General features: G+C 40.5%; 9 protein-coding genes. 6 read left to right on the top strand and 3 right to left on the bottom strand.

Going from position 1 to position 13645, the window contains the following annotated elements; genetic code table 11:
• Positions 1-55: 55 nt before the first annotated feature.
• Complete coding sequence (locus tag PSF09_RS05080) at positions 56-1462, bottom strand: cytochrome-c peroxidase (RefSeq protein WP_115168044.1); 1407 nt, start codon at positions 1460-1462, stop codon at positions 56-58.
• A 580-nt stretch (positions 1463-2042) separates the two neighbouring features.
• Between PSF09_RS05080 and PSF09_RS05075 the strand changes: the two genes are divergently transcribed.
• Complete coding sequence (locus PSF09_RS05075) at positions 2043-3785, top strand: lysophospholipid acyltransferase family protein (RefSeq protein WP_272683567.1); 1743 nt, start codon at positions 2043-2045, stop codon at positions 3783-3785.
• A gap of 25 nt (positions 3786-3810) precedes the next feature.
• On the opposite strand, the gene PSF09_RS05070 is transcribed toward PSF09_RS05075, so the two are convergent.
• Positions 3811-5079: a cytosine permease gene (locus tag PSF09_RS05070; protein WP_272683566.1), complete on the bottom strand. Its 1269-nt coding sequence runs from the start codon at positions 5077-5079 to the stop codon at positions 3811-3813.
• Positions 5080-5723: 644 nt separating this feature from the next.
• Positions 5724-6563 (bottom strand): glutathione-dependent disulfide-bond oxidoreductase, encoded by an 840-nt coding sequence (gene yghU, locus PSF09_RS05065; protein ID WP_272664469.1) that lies wholly within the window; start codon positions 6561-6563, stop codon positions 5724-5726.
• Positions 6564-7060: 497 nt separating this feature from the next.
• On the opposite strand from yghU, the gene PSF09_RS05060 reads away from it, so the two are divergent.
• The 5 genes from PSF09_RS05060 to PSF09_RS05040 all read left to right on the top strand — a co-directional run bounded on the left by PSF09_RS05060 (position 7061) and on the right by PSF09_RS05040 (position 13636).
• Entirely contained in the window at positions 7061-8578 is a 1518-nt protein-coding gene (locus PSF09_RS05060) for a class I adenylate-forming enzyme family protein (RefSeq protein WP_272683565.1), read from the top strand.
• Positions 8579-8645: 67 nt separating this feature from the next.
• Positions 8646-10214 (top strand): acyl CoA:acetate/3-ketoacid CoA transferase, encoded by a 1569-nt coding sequence (locus PSF09_RS05055; protein ID WP_272683564.1) that lies wholly within the window; start codon positions 8646-8648, stop codon positions 10212-10214.
• 26 nt (positions 10215-10240) lie between these two features.
• The gene (gene fabG, locus PSF09_RS05050) at positions 10241-10978 is read left to right on the top strand and encodes a 3-oxoacyl-ACP reductase FabG (RefSeq protein ID WP_272683563.1); all 738 of its coding nucleotides are present in this window, start codon (positions 10241-10243) and stop codon (positions 10976-10978) included.
• A gap of 9 nt (positions 10979-10987) precedes the next feature.
• Positions 10988-12172 carry a thiolase family protein gene (locus PSF09_RS05045; RefSeq protein ID WP_272664465.1) on the top strand — a complete coding sequence of 395 codons (1185 nt, stop codon included), beginning with the start codon at positions 10988-10990 and terminating at the stop codon, positions 12170-12172.
• A 123-nt stretch (positions 12173-12295) separates the two neighbouring features.
• Positions 12296-13636 (top strand): MFS transporter, encoded by a 1341-nt coding sequence (locus PSF09_RS05040; RefSeq protein ID WP_272683562.1) that lies wholly within the window; start codon positions 12296-12298, stop codon positions 13634-13636.
• The last annotated feature ends 9 nt before the right edge of the window (positions 13637-13645 follow it).

The following is a 13645-nucleotide window of genomic DNA, read 5'->3' as shown; positions in this document are numbered from 1 at the left end:
ACCGCTATTATTTGAGCGGTGCTATTGGTTTTTCATATCAATCAGCTATTGATATTTACTGTTGTGATTCACCTTGTTGTACATACGGTGTGTACACACCTGTTAAGCTTTCAAGAAAGGCAACAATGTCGTCGACATCTTTTTGTGGCAGTTCTTTACCGACTTGATAACGCAGCATCAGTTTCACTGCTTCATCTAGGGTGGCAACATCCCCTCGGTGGAAGTAAGGCGCGGTTAATTCAACATTTCTCAGTGTTGGCACTTTTTGGCGTAACTTATCACGCTCATCAGAGGTGACATTCATGCGACCAATATCTTGAGCAGTGATTTCACCGAACTCATAGTCTTTTTTCAGGCCCAGAGGTTCGAAGGAACGACCACCTAAGATCACGCCACCATGGCAGGTTGCACATTTGTTCTCTTTAAATAACTGGTAACCATGGAGCTGTTGTGCGGTTAATGCAGTTTTGTCGCCTCTTAACCAATTATCAAACGGAGAGTCTGGAGTGATTAAGGTTTTTTCGAACTCTGCAATCGCATCTGTGATGGTATCACCTGTAAACCCTTCTGGATAAACTGCATTAAAATCTTGTTTTAAGACAGGGTCTTTATCCAATTTTTCAATGATTTCATCCCATGATTTTGATGCCATTTCGATAGGATTTAATGGTGGCCCACCGGCTTGTGCTTGTAAATCAGGCGCTCTACCATCCCAAAATTGCTCGACATTAAATACGGAGTTAAACACCGTTGGCGCATTGATTGGACCCACCGCGCCACCAACCCCAATTGACGTTTTACGGCCATCAACACCACCTGCATTGAGTGCGTGGCAGTGCGCACAAGAAATCGTGCTATCCCCTGACAGGCGTGCATCATGATACAAGCGGAAGCCTAATGCGACTTTTGCATCATCGACATCCAGTGATTTTGGAATTGGTTGAATCGGTTCGTTACGGTGCTCAGCAGCGGTATCTTGACTGGCATAGTGCTCTTCTCGCTGTTTAGCTATCCAATTCAAGAGGTTATTACGCTCTTCGTCACTGACGCTACTTGCCCAATGAAGTGCAACATAACGAGTTGGTGGCATGGTGTGGTTCTGCATAACCCACTCAATTTTATTTAGCTCACTTTGTGGTACAGGTTCTCCTGCGATGAGTGCAGCGCGTGCTGCCTCAAGGTTGAATGATTTATAACCTAGCTGAATGTCGTACTCCATCAATTGCTTAGCGATGGGGAATGATGCGTAGGCAGGTAAATCAGTTGACGGCGTATGACAGTAATCGCATCCCTTTTCAGCGAAGAATTTGAGAACTTGATTATTTTCTGCAATTTTAGATGTCTGAATGTCATTATTTTCTCTTCGTTGATTATCGTGATACCACACATATCCAGATAACCCAAAATAACCGAGTAAAAGCAAAAATATGACAGCGACCGTAATACGAGTAAGTTTTTTCATTACACTATCCTTGAAAGATTGCGGTCAAATATATTTAAATATTTTTTAATTAATATAATTCTACAGCCGGACTATCATGTATAAATAAGGTTGAGAGGTTCTTGATTTTTATCAATGATGGCCATCGGTTTAAGCAATTGCTGAAATAAGATTTACCTATCAATAAGAAGAAAATCAAAAAATAAACGTATAATTAATTTTTATTTGATTGAATTTAAAGGGTATTATTTAAATATAATCTTATTGTAATAAATTCTTAGTTCAATTTAATTGGTGGGTATTTATAAATAATAAATTCTGAATTATTAAAATAAATTAAGTAAAACTAATCAAAAACTTTAGTTTTATACTTTTTTTATTGTTGTGGATTAAATGCATATTATAAAATGAGCAAAATATAAATTATTCAAGAAAGCAATATTCTGAAAAATTATTGATTTTAGATAACTATAATATTAGTAAATGAAAAGTAATGATCTACATCATCGTTTTTGTGCTTTCACCATTTTGTCATAAAATAAACATATTGTTGTTATGAATCTGACTTAAGTTCGTCGTAACTCAGTTAGGAGATAGCATTATGTTTAGTGTCGATACCCTGCTGCACGATATTTTTCCTCATCAAACACCAGGCAAATGGAAACGTCGTTTATTAAAAAAGCTGTTGTTTGAACAAGAATTTCACCAATTTGCGCAAGATTATCCGCACTTAAAGGGCTTGGATCTTATTGAACAAATCATGGAGTTTTTTGATATTTCTTGCGAAATGGTTGAGGGTGATTTAGAAAATGTTCCGACTCAAGGCCCTGTTGTCTTAGTTGCTAACCACCCGATAGGTTCACTCGATGGTCTTGCCTTATTACGTGCAGTTGCTGCCGTTCGTCCTGATGTCAAAATCGTGGCAAATCAGTTCCTCAATTATATAGAGCCACTAAAAAGCTTATTTATTTCAGTGGATAATATGAATAACCGAACCAGTCGGCAGCAAGTTGAAGCAATCCAACAGCATTTGGACAAGCAAGGGGCATTAATTGTGTTTCCTGCGGGTGAAGTCTCTCGGTTTGGCCGTAAAGGGGTTTGTGATGGTCACTGGCGTACAGGTTTTTTGCGTTTAGCCGCAAAGGCCAGAGCACCTATCATCCCTATTCATATTCAAGGGCGAAATAGCCATTTATTCTATTTAACCTCGTTGGTTTACAAGCCGTTATCGACTTTAATGTTAGTCAGGGAAATGTTTAAGCAGCGAGGAAAAAGATTAAAAATTCGTATTGGTGGCAGTATCCCATTTATTCATTGGCATGATGGGCATACAGCGGCTCATGAGCTAGCAGGGCGCTTTCGTCGCCATGTCTATTTGTTGGGAAAAGGTAAGGAAGGGCTATTTACCAGCGAATCACCAATTGCGTTGCCAGAAGACAGAATTGAATTAAAAAAAGCGTTGGTGGCATGTGAGCGGCTAGGAACATCCCCTGATGGGAAAGCGATTTACCTTTATCACCGAAACCAAGAAGTAAGGTCGCCGATTTTGCGAGAAATAGGGCGATTACGCGAAATTGCATTTCGTGCTGTAGGGGAAGGCTCAGGTAAGCGCCGTGATTTAGACAGCTATGATAACGATTATTATCATCTGGTATTATGGGACGAAAGTGAACTTGATATTGTAGGGGCTTATCGGTTTATACCCACTAAAAAGCAAATTGAGACCAAAGGTTTGCAGGGTATTTACAGCTCTAGCTTATTTCATTATGACCAAGCCATGATGCCAATATTAGCGCAAGGTATTGAGCTTGGTCGGAGCTTTATTCAGCCTAAATATTGGGGAAAACGGGGTTTAGATTATTTATGGTTAGGTATTGGCGCGTATTTGGCGAAATACCCACAATATCGTTATCTTTTTGGCCCAGTATCTATTTCTGGCTCAATGCCGATTGCGGCGCGTGACTTACTGATTACTTTTTATCGGCTCTATTTTTCGGCGCAACACAGCATTGCACAGTCACATCAGCCATATCCAGCTTCTTTGCCACAGGTATTAGCCCAATTTTCAGGGGACAATTACCACGAAGATTTAGTTAAATTGAAAAGCTTACTCAATAACATTGGCTGTTCGATTCCGACGCTTTATAAGCAATATACTGAATTATGCGAGCCGGGAGGCGTACAGTTTATGGATTTCGGTACAGACCCCGCATTCAATGATTGTATCGATGGCTTGGTACTGGTGGACTTAACCAAATTAAAACCCGCACGTTATCAGCGATATATAGGGGTACATTTGGTTTCACAAGAAGAACATAAAGGGCAGATGAAAGAGGGGGATTAACCCTCTTTCATTATTTACTTAGCGATTATTTTGAAAATTGATGACCAATCCAATAGATAACAGAGGAAGAAATTAACCCTGCAACCACGACGGAAAGCTCAGGAGCATAAGCATTAACGATTAAGGCAATCCCTGAGGCGAGTATCCAAGAGATGAAAGCCAGTGGTTGCCATTTTTTTGCTTCATTATTTTTACGCTTAAGTACCAGCTGATCCATAATGATAATAGCGGCGATTGGCGGCACAATTAAACCCAGTAAATTCAACCAGGTTTGAAACGCATTCCAAATCCCAGTCACAGCAACAATAATCCCAATGGCACCTAAAATAATGGTTAAGGTTCTCATCTTTCCTTTCGTAATATGAGACCAGCCCACAGCTCCATTATATAAACAGTGAGTACAGCCCACACCTAAGTTAACAAATACAAAAATAATCGCGAGGATAGAAAGTAGTGGGCTTGAATTTGCTAAAATAGTGATGAAATCACCGCCAGTGACTCTGGGGTGCATGACTACACCTGTTGCCACAATAATTGCTCCAATCACTTCCGCAAAAAATTTAGAAATGGGGAACGCGGTAAAGGCTGCTAGAAAACCTTGTTTGCCATTTTTTGCCCAACGGGTAAAGTCGGCTGTCATGGTGCCTGAGTCCGTAAATGTAGAGAAAATCATTGTAACTGCAACACCAAATGATAGTGCTCCAGCCCCTGCAAGAGGTTGGTAATTGATAATATCTGATGAGCCACTTTTCATCGCGATGTAAACGGAGATTAACCCTAAAATCAAATACATCGGTGCAGCGATATACCCTAAAATAGCGAGGGCTTTAATACCAATAAACGTTGCGCCAACATATAATACACCGCCTAAAATGGTCATGAGTAATAAATCCTGCCCAAATGAGCGAAACATCGTATCGCCTGTAAGACCGACCATCAATGCGAACCAGCCGATAACGACCGTAGCGAGCAGTCCTGAAACTGCAATATAGCCGCGCTGCCCAAAGGTTCTTTTGGCTGAAATTGCAAAATTTTCACCTGTCTTCCCTGCTAAATAGCTCAATGACCCAATCACTAAACATAGCAATAAGTTACCCACTAAAATGGCGGCAACGCCCATTTTAAACCCTAGCATGGCAGTTACAACACCACCAATAACGGCACTAGTTAAGACTAATGGGAAGCTATACCAAACAGCGGAAACAGATGCAAAGCTTTTACGATGTTCAAGGGGAACGGGGACATGTTCATACTCGGAATCTAATAAGACATTATCTTTTTCTTTAATTGACATAATTAGGTGAACCTCATTTTAATTAAAATTAATTGGCGTACCTATAAAAATTAATAATAAAATTTTTATAATTTAAATTTTATGAATGTGAATGAACTGATTAAATAAATCCCATGGCGAATAAATAACTTTATTAACCTGTAATTGATTGATTTTTTGGGTTTGTTTTGATGGTGTAGCAAGAATAGCAACAGTTGATATGGAATAGAATCCATTTGAAAAAGATTCATCAATAGGGTGGGCGATTGTTGATTAGTTTTCAATAAAGGTTCATTTATGTGACCATACGCATTATTAATTGATAAATTAAAGTCGTTTTTAGATGGTATTTAAATTATAAATTGGAATTATTATTTATTATATAAATAGTAATTTCTTATTTGTGATTTACATCAAAATAAATAATTGTTAATTGTTAATTGTTAATTGTTAATTGTTAATTGTTAATTGTTAATTGTTAATTGTTAATTGTTAATTGTTATTTTTATGTTTTCTTTAAATAACATAAATATATTATCTATTATTAACAATGAAAATATTTTATGGATTTTCAGGTGTAGGGGATATAGGTAAAGAGTACAAAGTAAGCATTTACTAACTTACTTGTACTCTTTGCACTAATGATACATATAAAAACTTATCAATTAACTTATATCGCTCGCATCGTGGCGTTCGCGTACTTGCTGTGTAGGGTCGCCTTGTAGGCGATTAACCCGGCGGCCTCGCTGTACTGCTGGGCGTGCATAGATTTCATCAGCCCAACGAATAACATTTTTATATTCATGGACAGATAAAAATTCTGCGGCATCATAAAGCCAACCTTTCACTAATGCACCGTACCATGGCCAGATGGCGATATCAGCGATGCTGTAGTTTTCCCCTGCAACATATTTATGTTCTGCTAAACGCTTGTCTAACACATCTAATTGACGTTTAGTTTCCATGGCAAAGCGGTTAATTGGGTATTCAAATTTTTCAGGTGCGTAGGCATAAAAATGCCCAAAACCGCCGCCAGCAAAAGGTGCTGAGCCCATTTGCCAAAATAACCAGGATAAGGTTTCAGCTCGTTCCGGCTGAGTTGTGGGTAAAAAAGCAGAAAATTTTTCGGCTAAATAGGTCAGAATCGAGCCTGACTCAAATACTCGGATAGGCTCCTTGCCGCTTCTGTCGACTAAAGCGGGAATTTTTGAGTTAGGGTTAATTTCAACAAAACCAGAACTAAATTGGTCGCCTTCACCAATGTTAATTAGCCAAGCGTCATATTCTGCCTCTTTAATGCCAAGGGCTAATAACTCCTCTAACATGATAGTGACTTTTTGCCCGTTCGGCGTTCCTAAGGAATATAGCTGTAGTGGGTGCTTACCTATAGGTAAAGATTTTTCGTGAGTTGCACCGGAAATGGGACGATTAATATTGGCGAATTTTCCGCCGTTACCTTGCTCCCACTGCCAGACTTTTGGCGGAATATAGGGGGTGTTTGCCATGAGTTATCTCCTTAACCGTTTGCAAAGGTGGTGATTGTTTTCTCATCAATCTTTTCATTGTGAAGGTCTTTCACTGTAGCAAGCTCTAATGAATTCGCCACTGTTTTTATCGTATTTGGTTTGGTAGGAAGGCTAAATAGCACAGAGTGCAAGAACATATAGAAGATAAACAGATGAGTTAAGTATTCGCGCTGAGCGACTTTTTAGTCTGGGAGTTATTGTTTATACGCACAATGATAGTTGAGTTATTCATCGAAATTAACACATGTTTTGAATGGTTAGGTAATAACAAAAGGTAAATATGCTCGTGCATAATAAAAAATCAGCGCTTGAAATAAGACTTAAGTGAAAAAATTGTTAACAAACGCGTTGTGCAGATCACTAATTCAAATAAAAAAAGGGTGTGAATAATTTGTGAAGATTGGCACTAATTTGCTGGAGTGTATTTTATACATTGATAGCATATCAGTCATATTCAGGTGTATCGGAGTGTGTCCATGCTTGCGCCAAATTCAAACATCTATCAAAGCTTATCACAAAGAGCAAAAGTGCAGCCAGACGCTGTTGCGATTGTATTTGAAGAGCAAAGTTGGAGTTATCACCAATTACTTGAGAAAGTAAACCAAACAATGTTATGGCTAACTACCGCCGCACAGTTGAAAAAAGGTGATCGGATAGTACTCGGCTGGGGTAATACAATTGAATTTTGCCAATTATTTTATGCCGCTGTAGGGTTGGGTATTCAGGTAATTCCTTTAAGTACTAAAATGAAAGAGTTTGAAGGCAAAGAGCATTTATCTTGTATTAATGCGGATGCTATTTTTTGGGATGACACATATCAACCATGGTTAGCTCAGTTCAGTACAAAAGGGATGAGTCTTTCTCAGTGGCGTAATCTAATACTTACTGAAGAAATTAACTTTATCAACCAAGTTAATGAGGAAGACCCCGCGGTTGTGATATTTACCTCAGGTACAACAGGTGCACCAAAAGGTGCAGTGATCACGCACAAGAATATATTGTCTGCAGTATATGCCTACCAGGAAACATTAAAGTTATCTGAACATGATAAAACAATTTTAGCGGTACCGATTTATCATATTACTGGGCTTTCTGCTATTTTAGCGTTATTTATTCATATTGGTGGAACTGTTTATCTTCAAAAGAGATTTAATGCAAAAGATATTATTTCAACAATTGCAAAAGAAAAAATCACATTCTTACACGGTTCACCAACCGTATTTATATTATTAATTCAAAAAATAAAAGAAAATAAAGGGATTAATCTAGAAAGATTTAACTCATTAAAAATGATTGCTTGTGGTGCAGGTCATTTGAATGAAGGCACGATTAAAGAGCTTTCTTATCTATTCGCTAAAACATCCATTCATTCTATTTATGGTTTGACAGAGACATCATCCCCAGCCACCGTATTTCGTGAAGATATTCGATACAGTGATAAAAAGGCGAGCTCAGGTACACCGGTTCCTGGATTACAGGTGGCCATACGAGATGATAAAGGTGAAGATAAGCCCGCTAACAGTACCGGTAATATCTGGGTTAAGGGAGATGTTGTTATCCAACGTTATTGGCCAGATAGCCCTGCGAACACCACGTCGTTTAATGATGGTTGGTTTTTTACTGGCGATATTGGTTATAGGGATGATGATGGTTTCCTTTATATTCAAGATCGAATTAAAGACATGATTAACCGTGGTGGGGAAAAAATATATTCTATTGAAGTCGAAGATTTGATTTCTAATTACCCAGGCGTTAATGAGGTCGCGGTCATTCCAATTGAAAGTACAATATATGGCGAAGAACCCATTGCATTTATTATTCCTGAGAACCAAGTATGTTTAACCAGTAAAGAAATTATTGAATGGTTAAAAGATAGAGTGCCAACGTATAAAGTTCCAGTAAGAATTATGTTTACACGTAATTTCCCTAGAACTTGGAATGGGAAAATAAGTAAGAAAGATTTGAAATTACGCTATTACTCTTTAAATAACTAAAATCTAAATTAGTTTTTAATTAATCAAAAAGGGGCTATGAAATATTAGCCTTCAGGTAGGTTTTATCATGAATAATAAATTTATTTCTAAACAAGATGCCGCTAAATTAATTAATAATGGTGATACGATTTGTACTGTGGGAATGACATTAACCAGTGCTGCTGAATCTATTTTATCGGCAATTGAACAACGTTTTTTATCCGAGGGCGTACCAAATCAATTAACTCTCGTTCATGCGGCTGGGCAATGTAACCGTATTCGCGGGAATCAACACTTTGCCCATGAAGGAATGGTGAAACGGATTATTGGTTCCCATTGGGGGTTAGCACCTAGATGGATGCAGATGATTAATGACAATCAAGTCGAAGCGTATTGTCTTCCGCAAGGGCAAATGGTGCATTTATATGGCGCAATGGCCGCAGGTTTACCAGGGCGCTTATCCAAAGTGGGGCTAGGGACATTTATCGACCCTGATCTCGAAGGGGGGAGGATGAACGTTAAAACGTTGGCGCTTCCTCCTTTAGTTGAAAAAGTGAATTTCAAAGGGGAAGAATGGTTATGGTATCCAGAAATTCCTTTAGATGTGGTGGTGATCAGAGGAACCCATGCGGATAGTAAAGGTAACCTGACCACCGATGAAGAAGCCATGGCGTTAGAGGTTTTACATGCGGTACTGGCTGCTAAACGCTTTGGTGCCAAAGTGATTGCACAAGTGAAGTATTGTGTCGAAGAAGGAACTTTGCATCCTAAACGTGTCACGGTTCCCGCTAGCTTTATTGACCACATTGTCGTGTGTGATAACCCTGAAGAAGACCATCGCCAATCCTCAAGCTGGTTTTTTGACCCAACGCTATGCGGCGATATTCGCACGCCTATCCAACAAACTACGCCATTACCTTTAGATATTCGCAAATTGATTGGGCGAATTGCATGCCGTTATCTATATGAAAACTGTGTGATTAATTTAGGAACGGGAATTCCAAACGATGTTATTGGTTCAATTATTCAGGAAGAAAATGCAACCAAGCGTGTTGATATTACCGTGGAGTCAGGGATTTGGGGGGGCGTCCAAGCTGGCGGTATTGATTTCGGCATAGGCCGCAACCTGTCAGCGATGATTAGTCACCAAGACCAAATGTTGTACTACAACGGTGCAGGCGTTGATATCACCTATATGGGCGCAGGGGAAATGGATGCCAGTGGCCATGTTAATGCGACGTTGTTAGGCAATATTTGCCCTGGTGCAGGTGGGTTTATTGATATTACCCAAAATGCTCGGCACGTAGTGTTTTGCTCAACGTTTACGGCAAAAGGGTTAGATATTCGTTGTGAAAATGGGCAATTAGTTATTGTGCGGGAAGGGGATATTAGAAAGTTAGTTAACCAAGTACGGCAAATTTCATGGAATGCGGATGTCGCGCGAAATATCAACCAAACCATGCATTTTGTCACGGAGCGTGCGGTGTTCACTTTAGGGGGGAAAACCCCTGTATTGGTTGAAATTGCCCCCGGTATCGACCTAGAGCGTGACATTCTTGCCCATATGGACTTCGTACCTGAAATTTCTCCAGACCTGAAAGTGATGGCCTCTTCATTATTTGAAGAGGCGCCTTTTGGTCTGGTTTCGTATTTGTAGTTTCAATATTAAAGAGGAATTTATCCATGTTAGTAAAAGATAAAGTTGCCATTGTGACGGGTTCTGCAAGAGGTATTGGTTTTGCGATTGCTCAGGTACTTGCAGAAGAAGGGGCAAAAGTTGTTATTTCTGATTTAGCCATGTCATCAGGTGAAGAAAGTGCAAAACAGCTACAAGAACAAGGCCATCAAGCCATTTTCATTCCTTGCGACATTGCTAAACGTGAAGAGGTGAATGCCTTATTTTCTAAAGCATTAGCACATTTTGGGGCGATTGATGTACTGGTGAATAATGCGGGGATTAACCGAGATGGCATGCTGCATAAATTAACGGAAGATGATTGGGACAAAGTGATTGATATCAATCTGAAAGGGACATTTAACTGCATGCAAGAAGCGGCAAAATTAATGCGTGAGCAAGGAAGTGGCCGAATTGTCAATATTTCCTCGGCGAGTTGGCTTGGGAATGTTGGGCAAGCCAATTATGCCGCGTCCAAAGCCGGGGTTATTGGTCTGACTAAAACGGCTTGCCGTGAACTAGCTCGTAAAGGTGTCACAGTAAATGCGATTTGCCCAGGATTTATTGATACGGATATGACACGTGGTGTACCTGAAAAAGTTTGGGACATCATGATCAGCAAGATCCCTGCGGGTTTTGCTGGCGATCCACGTGATGTCGGCCAATGTGTTGCATTCTTAGCCTCTGATAAAGCGCGTTATATCAATGGGGAAGTGATCAATGTTGGCGGCGGAATGGTGTTATAGGGGGAAATAATGAAACAAGCGAATGATATTGTCATTGTCAGTGGTGTGAGAACAGCAATTGGCACGATGGGGGGAAGCTTTGCAAATACGCATCAACACGACCTTGGGGCCGTGGTTATCCGTGAAGCTGTGAAAAGAGCTGGAATTGCTCCCGAAGATGTCGATGAAGTCATTGTGGGTAATGTTGGGCAAATCGCAGAAAGTGGTTTTATCGCTCGCATTTGCCAGCTACGAGCAGGGCTACCAAAAGAAACTACAGCATATTCGGTTAACCGCCAATGTGGTTCCGGGTTACAAGCTTTAGCCGATGGCATGATGTTACTGCAGACCTGTCAATCCGATGTTGTGGTGGCATGCGGTACAGAAAATATGACGATGCTGCCGTACTACTTACGCAAAGCGCGTTATGGCTACCGCATGGGGAATGATGTGCTCGAGGATGGATTAACGTCCATCCTAACTTGGCCTGAAGGCCCTTATCACAACGGAATGACTGCAGAAAACGTTGCAGAACAGTTCAATATTACCCGCGAAGAGATGGACGATTTTGCATGGGACAGCCAGCAAAAAGCGTTAAAAGCGATTCAAGCAGGTTATTTTGCTGACCAAATATTACCAGTAGAAATACCAGAAGGCCGTAAAGGCACACGTATTTTTGATACCGATGAACATCCACGTGATACACCACGTGAAAAATTAGCTAAGTTGCGCCCTGCATTTAAAGCCGACGGCGTGATCACGGCGGCAAACTCGTCAGGGATTAATGATGGCGCAGCGGCGTTAGTCATGATGCGACGTGAAGAAGCGGAAAAACGTGGTCTGACCCCACGCATGAAAGTGGTCGATTGGGCAGTTGCGGGTTGTGAAGCGGCCATTATGGGCTTTGGGCCTGCGCCAGCGACGCGCCGACTAATGGAAAAGCTCAAGATGAATGTAAAAGACATTGACTTAATTGAGCTAAATGAAGCATTTGCGGCACAAGCTATCGCAGTTATGAATGATTTATCTCTTGATAGCACTAAGGTGAATGTGAATGGTGGCGCGATTGCTCTGGGTCACCCAGTGGGCGCCAGTGGGGCTATTTTGCCCGTGAAGTTAATGTATGAAATGGAACGCCGTCAGGTTGCCACCGGGTTAGTCACGATGTGTATTGGTGGTGGCCAAGGGATTTCAATGTTGTTCGAAAGAGAATAAGAAAAACTGCAAGCAGAAAGCCCGACGTGGGGCGTCGGGCTGTTGCTGAAGTAAAAGCTACAGGTATGGGGCACTGATAACCAAGAGCCGTACCTGTTTCACTACAACATGAGGATCTTATCTATGTTTTCTACAAATGCAAAGTTAGATTTTGCGGCTCAGGGGAAAAAAACCAACGCAAAGATATACCGTAACCTGATGCCGTTGTTGATTTTAGCGTACATTATTAGCTTTATTGACCGAACGAATATTGGCATGGCAAAAAATGCGATGTCGATTGATTTAGGATTATCTGCAACCGCATTTGGTATCGGAGCAGGGCTTTTTTTCCTAACCTACTCAATTCTTGAGATCCCAAGTAATTTGATCATGGAAAAAGTAGGCGCGCGTTTTTGGATCACGCGGATCATGATCACGTGGGGGTTATTATCTGCGGCGATGGCGTTTGTGACAGGGCCGACTTCTTTTTATATCTTACGGTTATTACTGGGAGCCGCTGAAGCAGGTTTATATCCCGGGGTTATTTTATATATGACATATTGGTTTAGCCAAGAGGAACGAGCTAAAGCAACAGGGTTATTTTTACTTGGGGTCTGTCTTGCGAATATTATTGGAGCACCGCTAAGTGGCTTATTGCTGAGTATGGATGGCTTATTAGGTTTCCATGGCTGGCAATGGATGTTTATTATTGAAGGTTTGCCTGCGGTGATCCTCGCATTTGTTGTGTGGTTTGTGTTGCCGAATAAACCGGAAGATGCGAAATGGTTAGATGAGGATGATCGGAATTATATTAAATTTAAACACGACCAAGATAAAAACAGCATTAGTGTGAGTAATAGTAAGTTCTCACTCAAGTCGGCATTCAAAAATAAAGCCTTTATGATGATTGTTGCTATCTATTTTACTCACCAGTTCTCCGTCTATGGTTTAAGTTATTTTTTGCCTACTATTATCGGTGAGTATGGCAAACTGACACCGATTCAAATTGGCTTATTAACAGCGATCCCTTGGATTTCAGCTGCAATTGGTGGCATTTTTGTAGCGAGAAAAGCGAATACACCGCGTCGGTCATCGCGCATTTTAATTTCAGGTTATGCCGTGATGGCGGTTGGATTAGTGATAGGTGCGCTGGGAGGCCCAGTTGTCGGCTTAATAGGCTTTTGCTTGACTGCATTTATGTTTTTTGTGGTTCAATCTATTATTTTCTCTCTTCCACCCACTTATATGAGTGGCAGCATGCTGGCAGGAAGTTTAGCATTATTGAACTGTCTAGGATTATTTGGTGGTTTCCTCGGCCCGTTTATTCTTGGATTTTTTGAGGATTATACCGGAACAGCGACTTCTGGATTATGGTTTGGTGTCGGTTTGTTAGTTATCGGAACGATTATTGCTTCACGAGTGAATACTAACGGTATGAGCGAACCCCAACCATTACAAGTATCGGCTTCAGTGGAAAGCAAATAATTCAACATC

The sequence above is a fragment of the Providencia sp. PROV141 genome (assembly GCF_028481645.1).
GTDB lineage: Bacteria > Pseudomonadota > Gammaproteobacteria > Enterobacterales > Enterobacteriaceae > Providencia > Providencia rettgeri.
The sequence above is the reverse complement of the archived record's forward strand: the minus strand, read 5'-3'. Positions and strand labels throughout refer to the sequence as shown.